This is a genomic window from Prevotella pallens (genome assembly GCF_900454935.1).
GTDB lineage: Bacteria > Bacteroidota > Bacteroidia > Bacteroidales > Bacteroidaceae > Prevotella > Prevotella pallens.
The window spans coordinates 1,119,170-1,141,751 of sequence record NZ_UGTP01000001.1 but is presented as its reverse complement, the minus strand read 5'-3'; the positions used below and the strand labels follow the sequence as shown (position 1 = coordinate 1,141,751).

General features: G+C 36.7%; 17 protein-coding genes. 7 read left to right on the top strand and 10 right to left on the bottom strand.

The genetic code is table 11. The features are described 5' to 3' along the window. Positions 1 to 31 precede the first annotated feature (31 nt). Positions 32 to 1,657, bottom strand: coding sequence for a hemin receptor (locus DX009_RS04925; protein WP_115083208.1), 1,626 nt, complete (start codon positions 1,655 to 1,657; stop codon positions 32 to 34). Between the two features lie 54 nt (positions 1,658 to 1,711). After that, positions 1,712 to 2,752 (bottom strand): hypothetical protein, encoded by a 1,041-nt coding sequence (locus DX009_RS04920; RefSeq protein WP_115083207.1) that lies wholly within the window; start codon positions 2,750 to 2,752, stop codon positions 1,712 to 1,714. Between the two features lie 325 nt (positions 2,753 to 3,077). Here DX009_RS04920 and DX009_RS04915 point away from each other — a divergent pair, with 325 nt between their 5' ends. Both DX009_RS04915 and DX009_RS04910 read left to right on the top strand, forming a co-directional pair. Then, complete coding sequence (locus DX009_RS04915) at positions 3,078 to 4,340, top strand: alpha-L-fucosidase (RefSeq protein ID WP_410525573.1); 1,263 nt, start codon at positions 3,078 to 3,080, stop codon at positions 4,338 to 4,340. A gap of 5 nt (positions 4,341 to 4,345) precedes the next feature. Continuing rightward, positions 4,346 to 5,023: a copper homeostasis protein CutC gene (locus DX009_RS04910; RefSeq protein ID WP_115083205.1), complete on the top strand. Its 678-nt coding sequence runs from the start codon at positions 4,346 to 4,348 to the stop codon at positions 5,021 to 5,023. Positions 5,024 to 5,479: 456 nt separating this feature from the next. Here DX009_RS04910 and DX009_RS04905 read toward each other — a convergent pair whose 3' ends face one another. After that, entirely contained in the window at positions 5,480 to 7,942 is a 2,463-nt protein-coding gene (locus DX009_RS04905; RefSeq protein WP_115083204.1) for a transglutaminase domain-containing protein, read from the bottom strand. A gap of 274 nt (positions 7,943 to 8,216) precedes the next feature. After that, positions 8,217 to 9,119, bottom strand: coding sequence for a TIGR01212 family radical SAM protein (locus DX009_RS04900; protein WP_115083203.1), 903 nt, complete (start codon positions 9,117 to 9,119; stop codon positions 8,217 to 8,219). 60 nt (positions 9,120 to 9,179) lie between these two features. Between DX009_RS04900 and DX009_RS04895 the strand changes: the two genes are divergently transcribed. After that, entirely contained in the window at positions 9,180 to 11,375 is a 2,196-nt protein-coding gene (locus DX009_RS04895; RefSeq protein WP_115083202.1) for a S9 family peptidase, read from the top strand. Between the two features lie 214 nt (positions 11,376 to 11,589). Here DX009_RS04895 and spt read toward each other — a convergent pair whose 3' ends face one another. Further along, entirely contained in the window at positions 11,590 to 12,780 is a 1,191-nt protein-coding gene (spt, locus tag DX009_RS04890; protein WP_040595602.1) for a serine palmitoyltransferase, read from the bottom strand. Between the two features lie 187 nt (positions 12,781 to 12,967). On the opposite strand from spt, the gene DX009_RS04885 reads away from it, so the two are divergent. Further along, positions 12,968 to 13,996: a diacylglycerol/lipid kinase family protein gene (locus tag DX009_RS04885; protein ID WP_115083201.1), complete on the top strand. Its 1,029-nt coding sequence runs from the start codon at positions 12,968 to 12,970 to the stop codon at positions 13,994 to 13,996. Then, positions 13,997 to 14,689: a tRNA1(Val) (adenine(37)-N6)-methyltransferase gene (locus DX009_RS04880; RefSeq protein WP_115083200.1), complete on the top strand. Its 693-nt coding sequence runs from the start codon at positions 13,997 to 13,999 to the stop codon at positions 14,687 to 14,689. A gap of 766 nt (positions 14,690 to 15,455) precedes the next feature. Here DX009_RS04880 and DX009_RS04875 read toward each other — a convergent pair. From DX009_RS04875 to DX009_RS04860, 4 genes are read right to left on the bottom strand one after another with little or no spacing between them, the layout of a single operon-like run. After that, positions 15,456 to 17,024 carry a peptide chain release factor 3 gene (locus DX009_RS04875; protein ID WP_115083813.1) on the bottom strand — a complete coding sequence of 523 codons (1,569 nt, stop codon included), beginning with the start codon at positions 17,022 to 17,024 and terminating at the stop codon, positions 15,456 to 15,458. Between the two features lie 40 nt (positions 17,025 to 17,064). Beyond that, a complete protein-coding gene (gene rfbD / locus DX009_RS04870) occupies positions 17,065 to 17,946 on the bottom strand; it encodes a dTDP-4-dehydrorhamnose reductase (protein ID WP_115083199.1) in 882 nt (293 codons plus the stop codon). A 12-nt stretch (positions 17,947 to 17,958) separates the two neighbouring features. Further along, on the bottom strand, positions 17,959 to 18,564 hold the full coding sequence (locus DX009_RS04865) for a DUF4924 family protein (RefSeq protein WP_115083198.1): 606 nt from the start codon (positions 18,562 to 18,564) through the stop codon (positions 17,959 to 17,961). Positions 18,565 to 18,569: 5 nt separating this feature from the next. Then, complete coding sequence (locus DX009_RS04860; RefSeq protein ID WP_006045011.1) at positions 18,570 to 19,250, bottom strand: LysE family translocator; 681 nt, start codon at positions 19,248 to 19,250, stop codon at positions 18,570 to 18,572. 124 nt (positions 19,251 to 19,374) lie between these two features. Here DX009_RS04860 and DX009_RS04855 point away from each other — a divergent pair, with 124 nt between their 5' ends. Next, positions 19,375 to 20,352 (top strand): ROK family protein, encoded by a 978-nt coding sequence (locus tag DX009_RS04855; RefSeq protein WP_115083197.1) that lies wholly within the window; start codon positions 19,375 to 19,377, stop codon positions 20,350 to 20,352. A 197-nt stretch (positions 20,353 to 20,549) separates the two neighbouring features. Here DX009_RS04855 and DX009_RS13725 read toward each other — a convergent pair whose 3' ends face one another. Further along, positions 20,550 to 20,672 (bottom strand): hypothetical protein, encoded by a 123-nt coding sequence (locus DX009_RS13725; RefSeq protein ID WP_262510424.1) that lies wholly within the window; start codon positions 20,670 to 20,672, stop codon positions 20,550 to 20,552. A 442-nt stretch (positions 20,673 to 21,114) separates the two neighbouring features. Between DX009_RS13725 and DX009_RS04845 the strand changes: the two genes are divergently transcribed. Further along, a complete protein-coding gene (locus DX009_RS04845) occupies positions 21,115 to 22,581 on the top strand; it encodes a leucine-rich repeat protein (RefSeq protein WP_115083195.1) in 1,467 nt (488 codons plus the stop codon). Position 22,582 lies beyond the last annotated feature (1 nt).

Sequence of the window (22,582 nt, the reverse complement as noted above, 5' to 3'; positions counted from 1 at the left end):
TGTAATGGTACTTATTTATAGTTTACTAATCTTAGAGTCGGTAGCCCACTGTTAATAAGAGTTGCCCTCTATTATTATCCACCTTTGCTCCTACTGCCTGATTTGAATATGATGTAGTGTTGCCTGTTGCAGTGTCGTGGATGGAAAAATTCATTGTAGAGAATGGATAGAAAGTACCCTTTTGCATACTATATTGATATGCTAAATCAACATTAAATTTGTTTATTTGATAGCCAATACCAAATGTAAATCTATTGGTAGAATCCCAATTTACAAAATCTGTTGATGAAGAATAAGCACTTCCTGGAGATACAATAGTAGGGTCCTTTTGTGCATCTTTATTATATTTCGGGCTTATATAGTTATAACCTAAACGTAAAGCTAAGTTGCTTGTGGGCTTGTATTCAGCACCCATCTTCAAAGTACTAACACCTTTAAGAGCTTGTTTGGTATGCTTATTCATCGACTTATCAGCAGAAGAAGTCTCATAATAGGTTCCATAATAATCGTTATAATAGCCACCATCGTTTATACGAGAGTCGAGCGTAGAATGATCCTCGAATTCGTATGTTAAGCCTAATGCTAGATAATTACCCACTGTATGACCCAAAGAAAGGCCGAACTTCCAAGGAGTCCATAGCTTATAATCATAACTATTAGGCACTTCTCCCCAGTCATTCTTACCACCGGTGTTAGTATTCCTATCAATACGAGTAACGTTTGACGTTGTTAAATCGTACCAAGTCGGTGTCTTAACATAAGCACCAATGCGGAAAGGAGAACTGGCAATAGGTCTAACAATAATACCGGCAGTAATATCGAATCCTGTACCAGTTATACGGCGAATATCTAAAACACTAACGTCTCCTACTCCATTAGATAACCTTTCATTGTATCTACTTTCTGAATCATAATGTACGTCCTTCAATCCAAATGTTAAACCAAGGTAGAATTGGTCTTGGATGCTACCACTAATATTGAAATCATAGTTACTTACATAGCCTGTACTTGCCTTATCAAAGGTATAAGAATCAGCTAAATAATTATTGAACTTGCCTGCAGTAGTAGCATCAGGCAACAATGTATTAAAGTACAAATAGTCTAATTGATTCCATGTCCATGATACAAAATTAGCTTGTGGAGAGGCAAAGCCGATATATGCATCATCTTTTTTACGCACATCAAAACCTCCATAGTTTTCTGAACCAAGCACATGTTTTAAGTAAGACTGATTGTTTTGAGAACCATTACCTAACTTTCCACTTGCATTTAACAAGAAATCGAAGTTCTTTCCTTTAGTGTAATTAAAGCCAAAGTTAAGATTAGAACCACGAGAAGCACGTGTGGTATATACAAAACCTATTTGATCGAAACTAGCATTAGTCTTTTTTCCATCACCATACTCCTTTCCATTACTTTGCATAAGTAGTCCACCACTTACAGAAAACTGACTTCTACGGAATAAACCAATACCAGCAGGATTACTACCTATTGTAGAAACATCTGCACCAAGAGCCTCCATAGCTCCACCCATTCCTACATAACGCGCTGTACCATTAAGGTCTGTACTCGTTAGATTTGCATTTTCGTATGTCTCTTGAGCTGCTACAGGCAATGAAAATAATGTCGCAGCAAGCAAATAATACTGTATCTTCATAACTTTCTTTTTGTTATCTACTTTTTAACAAACTCTTTACAATAAAAAACACTTTTATCGGTGCCCGCCAAAGCTTCCTCCACCAGAACGAGAGCCACCAAAACTTCCTCCACCAAAGGTTCCACCAGAACGAGAGCCACCAAAGTTACCTCCACCGAATGTATTAGCTGGACGTGATTCGTATGTCTGTGGTCTACTACGTTCTATATTAAACGAATTATCACGGCTATATGAATCCCGTCTGACAGTGCTTTCAAAGTTTCTGTTTCGAGAAGAGTTACCAAAATTACCTCCTTTGTTATAAGAGGAATTATCTCTTTCAATAACAGTTCGACTATTTAATCTTCCAAATTGTCCACTACGCGCACCCATACTGCCGAATGAACGAGTTGAACCTGCATTGTTCATCTGATTAGTGTAAACTGTACTATAGCTTCCGAAGCGTCCTCCTTGTCCATTCCAATGATTAGCTGTACCAGAATGTCCCGTTGTATAGCTATATCCAAATACCGGTCTAGCGTAGCCATAATAATAGTATGGATAACCCCAACCATAGTAGCCATAACCCCATGGGTCATACCAACTATTACGATAACCATAAAATCCCCATGGATAATAGTAATCAATAAAGAATGGATCATAATAACCTATATACCAAGGATTCCAATAGCCGAATGCAGAACGGAAACCAAAACTAGTATATCCATAGAACCAAGGATCGTAATAACCATAGAAATCATCGAAGCGCCCCATACGACGACTATACGCAAAGTCACTGTCGTCAGTATCGAAGTAACGATCGAACTGATAAATTGTATCTATTTGGGAGGTTCCATCAATATTTTTTATCTGCACGATGTCATTACCTAATGAGTCTCTACCTATCTTTTTATAAACTTTATCTAAAGTTTCTCTGCGGTTATATTCGTTATCTGACTTATTTATACCGCTATAATAAGTATTTCGTCGAGCAGCTTTTTCCGCCTTATATTCACGAATAGACTCCTTCGATGGTGTAAAATATACATCATCTTGTGCCAATAATGTAGTAGGCAGAACAAGAGCCATAATTGAAAATAGAACTAACTTTTTCATATTATCATCTCCATTTTATTTGTTTTTCTTTCTTTCTCTTACTTCAACAGATGCAAAAATACTACATCTCTATGTGCAAATATACGGATTTTCCCTAACCTAAAATAGGTTTTTCCCTATTTTTTGAAATACTCAACACAAATGTATTACCTCATAAGTAGAAAGAATCATAAATATGTTATCTGTTCAAAACATTTTAAGTATATTTGCACAAAAATAATAAATAAAAATGAAAAGACTAATTACTACATCTCTATTGGCTTTTGCGCTAACAATACCTAACATTATACAAATAAAAGGCCAAGAACAAGTGAGGAACAACCAGATGAAAATATCTCAAAGTTTCCACAAAGAATATGTTCCTACTGCTGAAAATATAGCTGCACGTAAACGATTTGAAGGCTTTCGTTTCGGAATATTTTTACATTGGGGCATCTATAGTACATTTGCGCAAGGCGAATGGTATTTAAACAACAAGATAAATAAAGATGAATATGCCAAAGCTGCATCAGCTTTTTATCCATCTTATTTCGATGCTAACGCATGGATAAAGGCTATTAAGGATTCAGGTGCAAAGTATATTACCTTCACTTCACGCCACCATGACAGCTTTTCTATGTTTAAAACAAAGGAAAGTAACTATAATATAGTTGATGCAACTCCTTTTAAACGAGATGTTTTAAAGGAACTTGCAAATGCCTGTCATCAACAGAATATAGACTTACACATATACTATTCCATACTCGATTGGATAAGAGAGGATTATCCTATCGGTAGAACTGGACTTTATACTGGCAGAAACTTGAAGCCCAACTATGATTCTTATTTTAACTTTATGAAAGGACAAATAAGTGAATTGCTCCATAATTATGGAAAAGTTGGTGCGATTTGGTTAGATGGCTACTGGGATCACGATAGCGATAGTATCCCGTTCGATTGGCGTATGGAAGAATTCTATCGTTACATTCATAGCATTCAACCTACTTGTTTAATCGGCAACAACCATCACATAGCACCGATAAATGGTGAGGATTTCCAAATGTTTGAGCGCGATTTACCAGGTGAAAATAAAGCTGGACTGTCTGGGCAGGCTATCAGTCATCTACCTCTTGAGGCTTGTCAAACTATGAATGGTATGTGGGGATATAAGGTTTCAGATATCGACTATAAGTCAACTAACCAACTAATAGAGCTCCTTGTTCGTTCTGCAGCTAAGGGAAGTAATCTTTTACTCAATATTGGGCCACAACCAAACGGTGAACTTCCTTCCCTTGCACTCGACCGACTACAAGGTATTGGAAAATGGATGCAAAAGTACGGAGCTAGTATCTATGAAACAATGGCAGGCAATGTGCCTGAATATACTTGGGGGGTAAGTACATCAAAGGGTAAGAAAACTTATTTACACGTGCTAAAGCAAGATGCAGAAACCATATCTTTCACAATACCAATAAAACCCAAATATATTATCGATTTCCTTTCGCACAAGCCTCTTCCGTATAATTATAATAAGAAAACTAAGGTCCTTAATATTAATATTGGTAATCATAAGGGCATTGTTGATTATGTTGTAGAATTAGAGAAATAAGAACTATGCCGATATTAGAAGTTTGTACAGGTAGCTTACAAAGTGTTATAAATGCTGTAACAGGGGGTGCTAAACGTATAGAGCTCTGCTCTGCTCTATCGCTTGACGGACTAACACCTTCGTTGAGTCTCATAAAAATAATACGTAAAATGTTTCCAGAACTCACCATTCATACACTTATAAGACCACGTGAAGGAGATTTCTGTTATAATGAAGAAGAAATAAAAGTGATGGAAGCTGATATTAAAGAAATACTTCCGTATACTGATGCAATAGTCTGTGGTGCATTAACTATAGAGCACGACATAGATATAGCAACCACGTATCGACTGATTAACGCCTGCGAAGGAAAGCCCTTCACGTTTCATCGCGCTTTCGATGTTTGTAGAGAACCTTTGAGAGCTATTGATGAGCTTGCAGAATTGAACTGCACACGCATTTTAACATCTGGTCAAGCACGTAGTGCCGAGGAAGGTATATCTGCATTGAAAGAATATGTAGAATACACTAAAGGACGACTAACAATTTTGCCAGGTGGAGGTGTAACACCTCAAAATGCAAAGAAGATACTTATTGCGACTGGTACAAACGAGATACATGGATCTGCATCAGGTATGACTGAATATAATAGAAAAGAAACTCTTGTAGAAACTGTAGCACAAATTATTCAGGAAATAGAATAAACTAATGACGTGTAAATAACTATATATCAAATATTCTTCTAAGAATGATATGCTGTTAAGGACTAAGTATATTTATATGAGTATTCTATACTAAGGTACTATTATAGACTCAGTAGAAAATAACTTAAAAGTGTCTAGTAAAATCAGAAAAAAACATATTAAATATAGTTACTTCGTTTCAGTTATCTATCATTTGTGTTTTAGATATCTGTCATACAAGTCTTAGATATCTGTCAGTTGCAAATTAGATATCATAACGAACAACAATCTCTATAGTTTTATTTTATAATTCACGAAAGCTATTGAATGATATATGTGATAATCAAACAAAAAATATTATCACTACATCAAAATATTGTGGATTAAGATAAACATATAAACAAAACACCAATCTTAGTATTCAGCACTATAAGATTGGTGTTTTACCATTATTACATAATTAAATAGAATAATCTTCTAAAGTTTTCCTATAACCTTCAAAATCTGTTCACCTATATTAATAGTATAACCTTGTTGTACGTATACAACACGATTGAAGCTATCGCAAATAATGAAAATTGGAAGCGAAGGGCTTATCAACTTCAATTGTTCACATATTTCGCTTACAATCTTCTTATCTATATCTGTACCCCAAACAACATTAGAAGGCAAATTGTCGAACTCCTTAAAGTTGAAGCGAGACAAATTATCGGCATCTTCAAAAAGGAATATCATCTTACGACCCCACTTCTCAAACTGTGTCTTATATGTACTGATATCGCGCAATGTGTGGTTGGTTGGCTCCTGGTTCGGCGCAACAATGCCTACCATATAATAGCCTCTTCCTGCCGTAGACAGCAAGCTCTTGTCGCTGTTGGTAGCCCTATCGTGGTATATATCTTCTGCATTAAAGCTACCTATTACCTGTACAGCATTGTCGTCTTCGCGCATAGTAAACACCAAACGAGTATCTTTGCCTGCCTCTATCGTGAATAATTGAGTTTCAGCCAACACCTGGCCACTTGCCATACGCGTGCCTGTTATAAGCATATATGTTCCCTCTTCTAGCTCCGTTCCTTTAGAGAAATCGTCTTTCCATGTAGCTGTTTCTGGATAGGTAAGAAGCTGTGCAACGCCATTTTCTATTTTACTTATGGTAAAATGACTATAGTATTTAGGATTATCGTTATATTTCGTGGGTTTGTATACTAACAATAATGTCCCCTTTGGTACACTCTTTTCCGCCTGTTTACCGTCAAACTCCACATCAATCCAAGCTCCGTTAGCATTGTATTGTAGTTTTCCATTAATTTCATTAATACGAGCAGGAAAACCTAAACTTCGAGCAGCAGCCACAAAGAAAATTGCTCTACCTAATTTATCGGTCTTTCTATCACGCCAGACACTCATAGGCAACATACGCAATCGTTGCGGATTGTGTGTCTCATCAATAGCTATATTTGTTTTACACCAATCTATAAGAGCTTGTGGCGACCTTATACCTGCCATCTTTCTTGCTAAGAAATGACGATAAGGAGAAAGCCATTCAATCTCTACACGTGGATTCATTACGTACTTACAGTAGAGTTCTGAAGTATCAGTTTTAGCTACTTCATGGTCTTTTAACACTGCCAACTGCACATCGCGAAGATCTTTTTCCGAAATAACATTTAAAAGGCGCTGTGCCATTTCTTTATTTTTTGCCTCACGCAAGAAAGTCTGAATAGTAGCATAATTGCCACGCGACTTATCTTTCATTGTAGCTTCGTATGCTTGACGAATAGAATCTTCATAAGCCAAACGCTTTGTATTCTCAGCCCGTTGCGCATCAGTTACATTCGGAAGAACTATACTTACAGGTGGCGGTGTGATATCCCAAGCCTTTGTTTGAGGCAATCCGTTACGCTTTAGTATAAGGTTTAGTTCCTTTGTTTTACCAAACGAAACCTTATCAATACCAACCTTTCCATCTTTAGATGCCCAAACAATCATATCGCCCTTACCAGCAGTAAGCGTAGCCACGCCATTAGAGTCTGTCGTCTTTCGTGCTACAGTGTAGAATTCGGCATAGTTGTATAGTTTAAATTCAACCTTTGCGTCTTTTACGGGTTTGCCTTTCTCGTCTACAACAACCACTTTAACATTAGCTGTAGGTGCATAATTGCTTATTACGTTTATCTCTGTATAGAGCGGAGTCTTGCTCATTACTTCCTCAGGACCATCATAATCACCGAATACTTTTGTGTGCATAAGCATACCTCGAGAGGCACTTTCGTTAAACCAACCTAAATTCAAGATAGGTTCTGGTTCGCATGCTCCAAGGAAATACCACTTTCCATCTGCCCACGCTTCAACCCATGCATGATTATCGTCGGTATGTGCCCAACGTGGCGTATATACTTGTCGCGCAGGTATACCAACCGATCTGAGTGCTGCAACAAGGAAGGTGCTCTCTTCGCCACATCTGCCATACGCTGTACAAACTGAAGCTAACGGACTGCTTGTGCGCCCATCAGTTGGACGATAAGTTACCTTTTCGTGACACCAATGGTTCACTTCGAGAATAGCATCTTTCATTGAGAGATTTTTAACTCGATCTTTCAGTTCTGCATAAAAAACTTTTCGACTATCGTCCAAATTCTCATTATTTACACGAACAGGTAGTACAAAGTGCTTAAACTCGCGTTCGGGTACAGTTCTTCCCCACGGCATTTCACGGCGTGCCTGCAACGATAGTGCAACATTTTCTGCATAAAAAGATTTACTGTAATCGGTCTTGTCTGGCAAAGCCATATACTTATACAAGAAATTCAAATAATTAATCTCGGGGGTTTGTACCGCTTTTACATTTCGCTTGGACGATTTGTAAAAACAGTTTGCAATGCTGCTGCTGTTCCAACATAGAACTATTGCGAGCAAAAATAGAATGTTCTTTCTCATGTTAGTAAAATTCAGAGAGCCCAAATAGACCCAAAATGATTTAGAAAAATATTATATTAGGCAAAATTACGTTTTTTTATTGAGTAAGAAAAATTATACTATACCTTTTTTAAGAAACTTGACTTACTACTCGTAGATTTATCTCCATAAAACGAACAAGAGTAGCGGTCTACAATTCCATTTTATAATAAAGTATATTTTATTGATAGTTTCAGCTTATATCATACATCTTATGCGCAATATAATATTTAATAGAGTACCACATTATAACTATTTATACTTTCAAATGTAATCCTTCTTCTCTCAACCTTTTATTCAATAAGTTGGTAAATTCATAATTCTTTAGTCCCCATTTCGGTGCAACCAGCATTTCTGATGGACTTTGAGTTACAAACCTCTCTAATACTAAATCTCTTCTCAATAGTCTTATATATTTTATAATAAGGTCAATATACTCCTCAACAGTATATAAATGAAAAGGTTTTTCTTTGTATATCTTCGCTAATCTCGTGCCTTTTATAATCTGCATTTGGTGTATTTTGAGCATCGTCAGGGGCAACGATGATATGATGGGAGCCTGTCTCAGGCTTTCCGAAGCATCTTCACCAGGTAGTCCCATTATAACGTGCCCACCTACATAAATATTTCTTTCCGCAGTTTTTTCTATTGCTTTGCGTGTACATGCAAAGTTGTGCCCACGGTTTATATAGTGCAAAGTTTCATCGTTACAACTTTCAATACCATATTCTACGATAAGGAATGTTTCTTTATTCAATTCTTCCAGATAATCTAACAATTCGTTGCTAACACAGTCAGGCCGTGTGCCTATTACAATACCAACAACATCTTTTACTTGTAAAGCCTCTTCGTAAAGCAGTTTTAGCTTATCCACTTTATCGTATGTATTTGTATATGCTTGGAAATAAGCTAAATATTTCATATCTGGATACTTCTTCGCAAAGAAGTGTTTACCATCTTCCAACTGTTCTGTTATGCTCTTTCTATGACTACAATAAGATGGATTGAAGCTCTTATTATCACAGAATATACAACCACCAACACCAATTTTCCCGTCTCGATTAGGACAAGTAAATCCTGCATCTATAGAAATTTTCTGCACTCTAAAAGGTAGTTGTTTTCTTATCCAAGTACCAAAATCATTATAGTATTGTTCCATTGTTTTGCAAATTTACTTCTTTTTTTGTACTTTTGCTGTACTAAATCAATTTAATATACAATGAAAAAAATACTTCTTATGTGTGCAGCGTTAGTAGCAACGTCTGTTCATACGTTTGCGAATGAGCCTCTTAAGTTGGAAGATATGACGAAAGGTGCTTTCGCAGCTAAGACTATTTCTGGTATTAACCCATTGAGAGGAACATCGGATTATGCGCAAATTTCTGCGGATAGAAAGAAAATAGTAGCCTACTCTTTTGTTACTGGTAAAGAAACAGGTGTACTTTTCGACTTTACCAAGTATCATGATTCCAATCTAAAGTCAATAGAAGATTATGAAATTACAGGCGATGGGCAGTTTATTCTTATTCAAACAGATACAAAGCGAATTTATCGCCGTTCCTTTACTGCAGATTTCCTTCTATATGATGTAAAGAATAAATCTCTGAAGACACTATCGAAAGATGGTCCACAACAAATTCCAACCTTCTCTCCAAATGGAAAGTATATTGCATTTGTACGCAGCAATAATATCTTTATCACCGATGGAACTACTGAAAAGCAAATAACAACCGATGGAAAGTTCAATGAAATAATCAACGGAGTGCCTGATTGGGTGAATGAAGAGGAATTTGGTTTTAATAATGCATTGGCGTGGAGTGCCGATAGCAAGACTTTAAGTTGGATACGTTACGATGAATCAAAAGTTAAAACCTATTCATTACAAATGTTTGAAGGTGCGAAACCTACATTCAAACAGTATGCTGTTTATCCAGGGCTGTATTCGTACAAATATCCAAAAGCTGGAGAAGACAACTCGAAAGTATCTGTTCACGCTTATTCATTAGAATCAGGAAAGACTATCACTTATAATTTTCCACTCGATTCTGATGGTTACATCCCACGGATAAAGTCTACTAAATTCGCCGACCGTATTATTATTTATACGATGAACCGCCATCAAGACGAGCTAAACCTCTACAAAGCAAACCCAACTACAGGTGAATGTAACTTGCTTATAAAAGAGAATGCAAATAAATATGTTAAAGAAGAAGCTATGGGAGGTATTCGTGTAATGAACGATTATATACTTTTCCCCTCTGACCGCGATGGCCATATGCACTTATACCTTTATAATATTGATGGAAGATTTATTCGCCAAATAGAAAAAGGAAAGTATGATGTTGATGAAGTCTATGGCTTTGATGAAACTACAGGTAACACTTATTTTCAAGCAGCTGCAAAAACACCAATGCAACGTGAAATATATGTAGCCGACAAGAATGGAAAAGTAACATGTTTAACAACAAAGGATGGTTGGAATTCTGCTGTGTTCTCTGGCGATTATAAGTACTTCCTGAATAATTGGAGCGACAGAAACTCTCCGTATTCATACGCTATCTACAATAATAAAGGACATATTGTACGAGAAGTTCTCAACAACGATGCCCTCATAAAGGATATGGCTAAATATGATTTGCCCACTCGTGATTTCTTCAAGTTCACTACTTCTGAAGGTGTTCAACTGAATGGATGGATAGTAAAGCCTAAGAATTTCGACCCTAATAAGAAGTATCCTGTCATCTTTTACCAATACAGTGGTCCTGGAAGTCAGCAGGTTGTAGATCGTTGGACACTTGGTGCAATGGGTGCTGGTGGCATTTACGAATCGTATCTTACACAGCAGGGATTTATTGTCGCTTGTGTTGATGGACGTGGAACTGGTGCTCGTGGCTCGGAATTTGAGAAATGTACTTATCTTAAATTAGGTGATTTAGAATCAAAAGATCAGGTTGAGGCTGCTCTTTGGATAGCAAAACAACCATTTGTTGATGCTAATAATATTGGTATATGGGGCTGGAGTTTTGGTGGTTTCAATACTTTAATGAGTTTAAGTGAAGGACGTAATGCCTTTAAAGCAGGTGTTTCTGTTGCTCCACCAACTAATTGGCGTTGGTATGATACTGTTTATACTGAGCGTTATATGCGTACACCACAAGAAAATCCTGATGGATATGCTGTAAACCCTATCGAACGTGCATCTAAAATGAATGCTAAATTACTCATCTGTCATGGTATTGCCGATGATAATGTGCATATTCAGAATGCTTACGAATATTCAGAAGCATTAGTGCAAGCAGATAAAGATTTCAAAGAAAACTTCTATACGAACCGCAATCATAGTATTTTCGGTGGTAACACACGTAACCATCTCTTCCGACAAATTACAGAATGGTTTGTGAAGAACTTGAAATAAAACAAATATAATTTATCAGTTGTTAGAAGTGCCCTGAAGCCATAACTTCAGGGTTTCTAGCCATTGATTTATATTAAACAAAAAAATAACTTACAATTATCTACGAATTATTGCTGACACCATATTTGTTATAAAGTAAAAGGGCTTGTAATCGACAACAACAACGATTACAAGCCCTTTTATTTGGAAGTATTGCTAGTATAACTCTACAACACTATTTAATAATACCTTGATCTTGGAAAATCTGCTTTAGAATTACAACGCCACGCTCAACTTGTTCTTTCGTATGTGTTGCCATAAGTGCAAATCTTACGAGTGTATCTTGTGGAGCACATGCGGGTGGTATAACAGGATTAATAAATACGCCTGCATCGTAAGCCAACTTTGTTACAATAAACGTTTTATTGATATCGCGTACATAAAGTGGAATTATAGGACTAGCAGTATCACCTATCTCAAAACCTTCTTCACGGAAACGTTGCAATGCATAATTTGTAACTTCCCACAAATGATCTTGTCGTTCTGGCTCAGCTTGAATAATATGTAAAGCCTCTAAGGCAGCAGCTGTTGCTGCAGGTGTATTACTAGCAGAGAAAATATAAGTTCTACATGTATGTCGTAAGAAGTTTATAGTATCTTTATCAGCAGCAATAAACCCACCAATAGAAGCCAAACTCTTTGAGAATGTTCCCATAATAAGGTCAACATCGTCTGTCAAACCAAAATGATCACAAACTCCTCTACCCTGCTTACCAAAAACGCCCAATCCATGAGCCTCATCGACCATAACAGAACAATTATACTTATGTTTCAATCGTACTATCTCTGGGAGGTTAGCAAGGTCTCCTTCCATAGAGAATACACCATCAACAACTATAAGTTTTATAGCATCTTGAGGTAATTTTTGTAATACTCGCTCAAGATCTTCCATATCATTATGCTTATAATGTAGTTGCGTAGCAAAACTCAAGCGTCGTCCATCTACAATACTAGCGTGGTCACGGTCATCGCAAATAATATAATCACCACGTCCAACTACTGTTGCTAAAACTCCTGAATTTACAGAAAATCCTGTAGAGAAACAAAGAACATCGTCTTTATGCATATACTTTGCAAGTTCTTCTTCCAATTGTACATGCAAGTCCAATGTACCATTCAGGAATCGGCTACCAGCACATCCAGAACCATATTTGTCTAAGGCCTTTTTACCAGCTTCGATAACTCTTGGATCGTTTGTTAGACCCGTATAAGCATTAGAGCCAAACATCAATATGTGATGTCCATCTATATCGGTTACTTCAGTGCCTTGCTTACTTGTGATTTCGCGAAAATATGGGTATACACCCATTTTCATAAACTTTTGCGGATCACGGTAACTCTTGTATTTTTCTTGTAACTGTCCCATATTTAAATTAGGTGTAGCTAAGCTACGTTTTTCTTTAGGCTGCAAAGATACAATTTTTTACTGAAATATTGCATTAATTATTAATTGATTAACGAATTAAAGTTTTTTCACTATAAAACAATGATGGGATACTAATTAATATGTAATTTTGTTGTTTAATTCTTCGCAAGAAAACAAAACGTGATATATGAAGGCTAAAATTCTATTCATTATAAATCCTAAGTCTGGAATAGGCAAAAAGGATTCTCTTCCAGAATTAATTGATAAATGCATTGACAAGAATTTATTCGATTACCAGATTGTATATACAGAATATGCAGGACACGCTACAAAACTAACACAACAGGCTGTAAAAGACAAGTTTACCATTGTTGTTGCCGTTGGAGGCGATGGTACCGTAAACGAAATAGGGAAAGCACTTATTAATACAGACACTGCATTGGGAATTATTCCTGTTGGCTCTGGCAATGGACTTGCTCGGCACTTGGATATTCCTGTGAACGTAAAAGGAAGTCTTCATATATTAAATCAAGCATGTATTCATAAATTAGATTATGGTATAATTAACGATATGCCATTCTTTTGTACCTGTGGAATGGGATTTGATGCTTTCATTTCTATGAAATTTGCAGAAGCTGGTAAACGAGGTGTTATAACATACGTTCAGAAAGTATTGGAGGAGGGATTAAAATACGAACCCGAAACATACGATATTGAAGATAATGAAGGAACTCACCATTACAAAGCATTCCTTGTATCGGTAGCAAATGCATCGCAATATGGAAATAATGCTTATATTGCACCACAAGCGTCAATGAGCGATGGCATGTTGGATATTATTATTATGGAACCTTTTGATATACTCGATGCACCACAAGTAGCAATAGAGATGTTCAATAAAACACTCAATAAAAGTTCCAAGATAAAAACATTCAAAGCAAAACATATTCATATCCATAGAAAAAAAGAAGGCGTAATACATTTTGATGGCGACCCGATTATGGCTGGAAACGATGTTGATATTAGGATTGTACCACGAGGAATTAAAGTTGTTGTTAATCCGAAAGAACACAAGGATAAACGAAAGCCTAATATGATACAAACTTCTTTCTCGCAATTATTCTCAAATATTGATTTAATTCGTTCCAATTTAAATAAACAAGGTAGGAAGTTTCAGGCTCTGAATAAAACAATACTACGAAAACTAAATATATAAATGGGCTTTACTTTTAAACAGTTCCATATAGAACAAGATGAATGTGCTATGAAAGTGGGAACTGATGGTGTTCTGTTAGGGAGTTGGGCAACTGGAGGCAAATATATTCTTGATATTGGAACAGGAACTGGATTAATAGCTTTAATGCTAGCGCAACGATTTTCTTCTTCTCATATTGATGCCATAGAAATAGATACAAGGGCTGTAATGCAAGCAAAGAGAAATGTAGAAAGTTCTCCATTTGCAGAACAAATTACCGTTAAACATTGTTCGTTGCAGAATTATTCTGAAAAACAAGGTCTATATGATGCTATAGTATGTAATCCGCCCTATTTTGAAAATTCAATGAAAAATCGAAATGAAAATAAAACCATAGCAAGACACACTGACACGCTCCCCTTCAATGTTCTTATAAAATCAGCCTATAAACTACTTTCATCAAGTGGACTCTTTTCTTTAATTCTTCCTATTGATTCGTATCATATTATAGAACCTGAAGCCATTTCAAATGGATTTTCAGTCTTAAAAAAAATATTTATACAGACCACTCCTTACAAACACCCTAAACGGGTGTTAATAGAATTAGGAAAGATTCCAAGCGAATACTACTCAACAACAGAATGCTTGCAAGATTGTAATGGAAAGAAATCGGAATGGTATAGAGAATTAACAGATGAGTTTTATCTTAAATAATGATGTTCATTTAGCTACATACGAGAATAGATTCTTTCTACAATATTAGAGAGAACTCATTCAACATAAATAAGCCATTGGTGAGTAAAATAGATACAGTAGAAAAGCGATAGAGATAAAAGAGTTAGTATAAGAAATTCTACTTATATGCACTAATATTGAAATATCACATTATTATTCAGATATTTATAACAGTATTAAAAATAAAATATTGAAGAATAAAGGAATTCATAATTTGCATTTAAATAAATTCCGCTCAAGCAATATAATATAGTAAGACCAGGAGTTTATTATTCCAACATAGGTTTTAAACTTGTGTTTAACTATTCAGTAGGCATAATAAGAAAGCGTCTACAGAAGTAGCTAATATAACCAAAAATTATCTAGTAAAATAAGGAGAAATAAAAGTCTCAAAGGCTGTAGTTTGTTATGATGTCTAATTTGCAACTGACAGATATCTAAAACGCAACTGACAGATATCTGAAACGAACGTAATAGATATCTGAAAGAAGAGTTACTAACATCTGGGTGAATTTTCTATACTTCTGATACACTCTATTTAATCTATACGTAAAAGTAGATGCTGTTTATATTCTCTTTAAAAACTAGCTATATAAAACAAATATGGCGTTGCATCTGTTTATATGCAACGCCATATTCGATATGGGGAAATAGTAGTTTAATACTTTTTATTTTAACGAAAATTTATTATATAATAAGGCAGACTACTTAACTTTAAATAAGCATTATAATCAATACCTATTCACTAAAATTCGCTAGTAAAGTGGAACTTTATATCTTCAAAATCTTGTTGTGCCATACTGAGCACATAGCCAGAATCAGCAAGAAATACATCTCGTCCTTCTGTATCTTTTGCCATATACTGATATTTACGTTTCTTGAAGTTCTCGAGTGCTTCGGCATTTTCTGCTTCTATCCAACAAGCTTTGTGTAGGTGTACAGGTTCCCATCTACACTTGGCGTTGTATTCGTGTTCCAAACGATATTGTATTACTTCGAACTGAAGTTGTCCTACGGTTCCTACAATTTTACGATTGTTGAACTGATTGATAAATAGCTGTGCTACACCTTCGTTCATAAGTTGTTCCAAACCTTTCTGAAATTGTTTGGCTTTCATAGGATCATCGTTCTCTATGTATTTAAACAGTTCGGGTGAGAAACTAGGTAGTCCTCGAAAGTGCAATTGTTCTCCTTCGGTAAGAGTATCGCCTATTTTGAATACACCGCCAGTATCGGGTAAGCCTACTATATCGCCTGGATATGCTTCATCGACAGTACTTTTACGTTGCGCCATAAATTGTGTAGGCGATGAGAAACGTAGTGTTTTGCCGTTTCTTACATGTAGATAAGGCTGATTGCGCTCAAACTTTCCTGAACAAATCTTACAAAATGCAATACAACTACGATGGTTAGGGTCGATATTTGCGGTGATTTTAAATATAAAACCACTAAACTTTTTCTCTTCAGGCTCAACCAATCGTTCCTCCGCCATAGTAGGTTTGGGGCTTGGTGCAATGCGAACGAAACAATTCAGTAGTTCCTGTACTCCAAAATTATTCAGTGCTGAACCAAAGAAAACAGGTGCAACCTTTGCTGAACGGTATGCTCCGAGATTAAATTCAGGGTATACCCCATCAACCAGTTCAAGGTCGGCACGCAATTGTTCTGCAGCATCGTCTCCAATATGAGCAGCTAAATCGGCATTGTCCAATTTAATTTCTACCTTTTCTGTTACACGTTGCTTGTTTGGCGTGAATAAGTTTAGATTCTGTTCGTATATGTTATAAACTCCTTTGAAACGTTGTCCTTGTCCTATTGGCCAAGAAAGTGGGCGGACACTTATTTGCAATTCCTCTTCCAGTTCATCAAGTAAGTCGAACGGTTCACGACCTTCACGGTCCATCTTGTTTATGAAAATTATTACAGGAGTGTTACGCATTCGGCACACTTCCATAAGTTTTCTTGTTTGCGTTTCTACACCTTTTGCAGAATCCACCACAATAATAGCTGAATCAACAGCAGTAAGTGTTCGATAAGTATCTTCTGCAAAGTCTTGGTGTCCTGGTGTATCTAATATATTCACCTTATAGCCTTCGTAATCGAATTCCATAACTGAGGTGGAAACAGAAATACCACGTTGTTTTTCTATATCCATCCAGTCGGAAGTTGCCGTCTTCTTTATCTTGTTATTCTTAACTGCCCCTGCCACTTGTATCTGTCCACCAAACAAAAGAAACTTCTCTGTAAGAGTAGTTTTACCAGCGTCAGGGTGTGAAATAATAGCAAAGGTTCTTCTACGTTCTATTTCGTTCATAGGAATATTATTCATTGTCTTTCGTGAGCAACTACTGTTTTTATGCTTCTCTCAGCAAGTTTTCCATACATCTCTCCAAACTATCTTCCCAATAAGGGACATTTGTGCCAAAGGTCTCTTTTATTTTTGTTTTGTCGAACACAGAATAAGCTGGACGTTTTACAGGCGATGGAAACTCGTTGCTATGACACGGCTGAATGTTGCAGTTGGTATTGCCGGATAGTTTTGCAATTTGCTTTGCAAAGTCGTACCAGCTACAAACTCCTTCATTCGAAAAATGATATATACCTGTTTTACCTTCGTATTTTCTGTTTTCAATAATATTGAATATTGCATTGGCTAGATCTACAGCGTAAGTTGGCGTACCACATTGGTCGAACACAACCTTCAGTTCGGACTTCGTGGCAGTAAGATTCATCATCGTCTTTACGAAGTTTTTGCCAAATTCACCATAGAGCCACGCCGTTCTTATAATGATGTGTTTGCCTCCCACGGCTTTAATTTTCTCTTCGCCGTGTAGTTTCGTTAGTCCATAAACACCTGTTGGTGTGCCTTTCTGGTCTTCTTTGCAAGGTGTGTTGTATGGGTCTCCGCCAAAAACATAATCGGTGCTGATGTGTACCAACAGTCCATCAACCTCTTTCATAGCCTTTGCTAAGTTTTCTGGAGCAGTGGCATTGAGCGTTTCTACAATGTTGCCAGCAGTTTCTGCGGCATCAACGTTTGTCCACGCCGCACAATTTATTATACATTTTATATTATGTTCCTTTACTATTTTACGTATATCGTCAAGGTCCGTAATATCAAGTTTTTGATAGCCATCGCATACATCAGTAAAAATATAATGGTCGTTGCTGTTCTTCACTACCACCTGAATGGTATTTCCCAGCATACCGTTTGCACCTGTAACTAATATGTTCATATTTCTTTTATTTTAATCTTCAAATTGTAATCCTTCAGTTTTATCTTTCAGATAATAGTCTGAAAGCATACCAATGAGCGTTATTATTTCTTTTAATGCTACTTCTGTTTCATGGCTAATTTCCTTCTTTTGCAGTCGAAGCATCATTACGCCGTAAAGAAGATCAAAGCAAGTTTCTATCTCGCTATGCCCAAGATTGGCAGCAATCTCTTTTAAATTAGGTTCGTTTTTGCGCGCCATTCTATCAGCAACCTGCTTCGTTTTTCCACGAAGTTCTACAATAAAAGGCAATACACGATAATACTCTGCAGAATAGAATGGAAATTTAGATGAGGCTAGTAGCTGTGCGTGGAGTTCATTAAGCGATTGCATTACCACTTTATTTATTTGCAAATGTCCACTTTCTCTACATCCTTCTTGATTCATCATTCTTATAAGGTCGCCAAACCAATCTTCCTCTTCATCTTTCTGCACATCTGTATAATCGAATTTATCTATATACTCTCTGCGAATTTTCGTTAGAGAACATTGATAAGCACGTATAATATCCTCTATTTGCCACATATACAATAGATATTCAGCAATACTTTTCTTTCGTAGTTCTTTAGCAATAAGCATAAAAGTTAATAATAAGAAGGTAAATGATACAAATTAAACACTGTACCTATTAGCATTATAAGTGAGAAAATAATAACTATCGATCCTATAATCTTGTTAATAATCAGAATACCACTCATATCAAAGATGTTATGTATCTTGTTTACAAGCCACGTAAGACCATACCACCAAATTAAAGCTCCTATAGGAATAGAAGCTAAACCAATGCCCATTTCAACTGGACGAGACGGTTGAATAAAAGCAAATTGTGCAAAAGTAGCAACAAACAAGAAGATTATTAATGGATTAGAGAAAGTAACAAGGAAAGCAGTTAATCCATTATGAAAGAGTGTTCCCTTTGTATTACCCCCCTTGCGCATCTTTTTTGTTGGATCAGACATAAAGCAATAAACACCAAAAAGCATCAAGATAACACTTCCAGAGATTTGCAAAACAAACTGATTAGTTGGATCTTGTAGTGGTTCCATTATAAAACTCATACCGAGTCCGACAGTAAGTGCATAAATAATATCACTTATAGCAGCACCAACACCAGTTATAAATCCATACCACCTGCCTTTATTTAAAGTTCGTTGAATACACAAAATACCAACTGGACCCATTGGTGCAGACGCAATAATACCGATTAATATACCTTTAAATATAAAATCGAGTATATCTAATTGGATTAGGAGAAGCATATTCATAACTTGGTGCAAAATTGCGAAAATTATATGGAATAAGCAAATTTACCAATTAAAAGTTTGCCATATTCCGCTTTTTTAATAACTTTGTCCCACAAATTAAACTAAATATAATATAAAAAAGAAGATGGATGTACAAGAGCCGAAATCATTCGTTATAGGATTAGACTTAGGGGGTACTAATTCTGTTTTTGGAATAGTAGACCAACGTGGACAAGTGCTTTCTACCTCTTCTATAAAGACTCAAAGTTATAAAACTGTTGAAGATTTTGTAGATGCAGGAATTGAAGTGTTAAAGCCAATCATTACAAAGGTAGGCGGTATTAGCCAAATACAAGCAATGGGTATCGGAGCTCCGAATGGTAATTTTTACCGTGGAACTATTGAACACGCTGCAAATTTAGTTTGGGGACATGAAGGTGTAGTACCATTGGCAGATATGTTTTCAGACCGTTTAGGTATTCCTGTTGGATTAACCAATGATGCGAATGCTGCAGCAATTGGTGAGATGCAATACGGAGTAGCTAGAGGTATGAAGAATTTTATTATGCTTACTCTCGGTACAGGCGTTGGCTCTGGTATTGTTGTAAATGGACAAATGGTTTATGGCTCTGATGGTTTTGCGGGCGAACTTGGACATACAATAATGGTACGCGATGATAGTGGACGTCTTTGTGGTTGTGGTAGAAAAGGATGTTTGGAAGCTTATTGCTCTGCTACAGGAGTTGCACGAACTGCTCGTGAATATCTTCAGAAATCAAACGAGCCATCATTGCTTCGCGAGATAGACCATGAGGAAATAACATCGCTTGATGTTTCGATTGCTGCAGGAAAAGGTGATAAGATGGCGTTAGATATATTTGCTTTCACTGGAGATATGCTTGGAGCTGCTTGTGCTGATTTTGCAGCATTTACATCACCTGAGGCATTTGTTTTCTTTGGAGGATTAACTAAAGCAGGCGATTTACTGATGAATCCTATTAAAGAAGCATATCAGAAATATGTATTACCAATTTACAAAGATAATGTAAAGTTCCTTGTAAGCTCGCTTGACGATGCAGCTGCTGCTGTTTTAGGTGCTTCAGCTATTGGCTGGGAAATGTAATTGCATATATTTAGGTACGATACAACTATTCGTAACTCAAAGAAGATTATAAGAAAAGCATAAACTTTTGATTTAATAGACCTTGACAATATTTAATCAAGGTCTATTTCATTTTGTCTGAGTTGAGAATTGTTATTTGTTTGCCATCGATTGAAGAAAGAAGTTGAATGAAATTCATACATATGCGCTCGTCTAAATCAATCAAATATATTTTTAGCAGAAATAAGGGCAGGAACTATCAGAATACAAGCCTTTAAACCATCTATCTGGACTTGTTTCTTTTTAGAATGTTTTCTTGCGATTTGAAATTTTTTCTTCATTTGTTTGTTGCTTTTATATATTTTTACTACCTTTGCCCTCGAGTTAGAACAGATTTAACAAGTGAGACAAGCAAACAAACATATCTTTACACAGAGTTGCGCCTTATATAATAAAGGTGTAGACATTCTTGCCATGTTTGTATGCAACGGCATGCAGAAAAGCGAGGAGAAAAAAGATGAAAGAAAGATTGATAAATATTTGGTAGTTCCAAATATTTGTATACTCTCTCTCTCTCTCTCTCTCTCTCTCTCTCTCTCTCTCTAGTAAAGCCAGGTCTATCTAAAATTCTAATTTTTTGCGTACGCGCGCGTGAAGCGTGTCGTGCAAACTATAGTAAACAAAGGACTTTCAGAAGTTTCCTTTGTTATTTTTTTTGCCCTTTAGTCATTCAGCTGAAAAAGAAAATAAGGTGAGTTTCAATTTTTAATTCAAAATAAGATTATGAAAAGATTATTATTTTTATTTTGTGCCATTGTTTTTACCCTTGTCGGGCAAGCACAAGAATCGAACTGGACAGATCCCGTTACTCATGTGAAGTTTTATTTTAAGATTATAGACCCCATTAATAAGTATGTTAGGATTGGAGGTAACGACGTCAATGGCGGTTTTGGTACAGAACAGATTGCTCCGAACACTACAGGTGTAGTAACCATACCTGGAACGGTTCCTTATAGTGGCGATACTTACAAAGTGACAGAACTGGGTTACCATACATTAGATTTTACAACATGGACCTTTCAAAAGAAGATAATTATATCCGAGAATATCCGAGTTATTCATAGCCTGGCAATAGACAATAATGTCATACCCTTAGAAGAGATTATATTCCCATCAAGTTTAGAAGTATTAGAGGATAATGGATGTCACAATTTGCAGTCGCTAAAATACATAGATCTTTCTAACACACATATAACAAGCGTTGGTAATTTCGATATGGTAGGTTTCTCTATAGGGGGTATATCGTACATCAAACTCCCACAGACTCTACGAGAAATTAATGGAATCGTTGATAATACTATGGGTACTATACACAATGTGAAAGACCTTGTTTTGCCTGAGAAAGTGAATAGATTATCCATAAATGTCTTTGCAAAGATGTTACTTAAAGAGGTTACTTTTCAGAACCCAACACCAGCTTCAATTCTTCCAAATCTTAACTATCCTGGAGTAACATGCCCGATGGACGCAAGTATTGTTCCAACATTACAGGTTGCTTACGTTCCTATAGATGCTACGAAAGCTTACCAAACAACTCCAGGTTGGTCTGAACGAAGTTCCTTATATCGCGAGAAAGTAAGTTTTGGCGCGACAGGCTACAGAAGTTTCTATTTGGAGAACGAGAACTTCCTCGTTCCTGCTGGCTGCACGGCGTATATTATCACGGGGACAACGCCGAGCGGAAACATAGCCAATCCCGACCAAGCCGTGGTGAAAGCCTTCACGGCAGGCAAGATTATACCGAAGCAGACGGGATTCATATTGCAAGGACCTGCCAATAGCACTGTTGTTTATCAAGCAAATGTAACTGGCGCAGAAGAGAGCGTAGCAGGCAATTATCTCGTTGGAACGGCTACCGAACAGGAACTTTCTGGCGCAGGATACAAGTATTACGTGCTTGCCAACGGCGACCAGGGCATGGGCTTCTACAGCCAGGGCACTCGCGGCGGAGCCTCCATAAAACTCGGTGCTCACCATGCAGGCTTGCGCCTTCCGGCAGCCATCGCCCGCGCAAAGAGCTTCACGGTCGACTTTGAAAGTGCCCGCCAGGAGGCCGAAGCAACAGGCATCAGCACCATCGAACCGACAAAGCAGCCACACGCCGACGTAATTTACGACTTGCAGGGCCGCCGCGCAGTAAATCCGACTCACGGCATCTATATAATCAATGGTAAGAAAGTAATAAAATAAA

Coding starts and splice junctions, on each gene's coding strand:
- DX009_RS04865 (WP_115083198.1), bottom strand. CDS start 18,564: ATGCTTATTGCTAAAGAACTACGAAAGAAAAGTATTGCTGAATATCTA.
- DX009_RS04905 (WP_115083204.1), bottom strand. CDS start 7,942: ATGAGAAAGAACATTCTATTTTTGCTCGCAATAGTTCTATGTTGGAAC.
- DX009_RS04920 (WP_115083207.1), bottom strand. CDS start 2,752: ATGAAAAAGTTAGTTCTATTTTCAATTATGGCTCTTGTTCTGCCTACT.
- DX009_RS04895 (WP_115083202.1), top strand. CDS start 9,180: ATGAAAAAAATACTTCTTATGTGTGCAGCGTTAGTAGCAACGTCTGTT.
- DX009_RS04845 (WP_115083195.1), top strand. CDS start 21,115: ATGAAAAGATTATTATTTTTATTTTGTGCCATTGTTTTTACCCTTGTC.
- DX009_RS04915 (WP_410525573.1), top strand. CDS start 3,078: ATGAAAATATCTCAAAGTTTCCACAAAGAATATGTTCCTACTGCTGAA.
- DX009_RS04900 (WP_115083203.1), bottom strand. CDS start 9,119: ATGGAACAATACTATAATGATTTTGGTACTTGGATAAGAAAACAACTA.
- DX009_RS04860 (WP_006045011.1), bottom strand. CDS start 19,250: ATGAATATGCTTCTCCTAATCCAATTAGATATACTCGATTTTATATTT.
- DX009_RS04925 (WP_115083208.1), bottom strand. CDS start 1,657: ATGAAGATACAGTATTATTTGCTTGCTGCGACATTATTTTCATTGCCT.
- DX009_RS04875 (WP_115083813.1), bottom strand. CDS start 17,024: ATGAACGAAATAGAACGTAGAAGAACCTTTGCTATTATTTCACACCCT.
- DX009_RS04855 (WP_115083197.1), top strand. CDS start 19,375: ATGGATGTACAAGAGCCGAAATCATTCGTTATAGGATTAGACTTAGGG.
- DX009_RS13725 (WP_262510424.1), bottom strand. CDS start 20,672: ATGAAGAAAAAATTTCAAATCGCAAGAAAACATTCTAAAAAGAAACAA.
- DX009_RS04910 (WP_115083205.1), top strand. CDS start 4,346: ATGCCGATATTAGAAGTTTGTACAGGTAGCTTACAAAGTGTTATAAAT.
- spt (WP_040595602.1), bottom strand. CDS start 12,780: ATGGGACAGTTACAAGAAAAATACAAGAGTTACCGTGATCCGCAAAAG.
- DX009_RS04885 (WP_115083201.1), top strand. CDS start 12,968: ATGAAGGCTAAAATTCTATTCATTATAAATCCTAAGTCTGGAATAGGC.
- rfbD (WP_115083199.1), bottom strand. CDS start 17,946: ATGAACATATTAGTTACAGGTGCAAACGGTATGCTGGGAAATACCATT.
- DX009_RS04880 (WP_115083200.1), top strand. CDS start 13,997: ATGGGCTTTACTTTTAAACAGTTCCATATAGAACAAGATGAATGTGCT.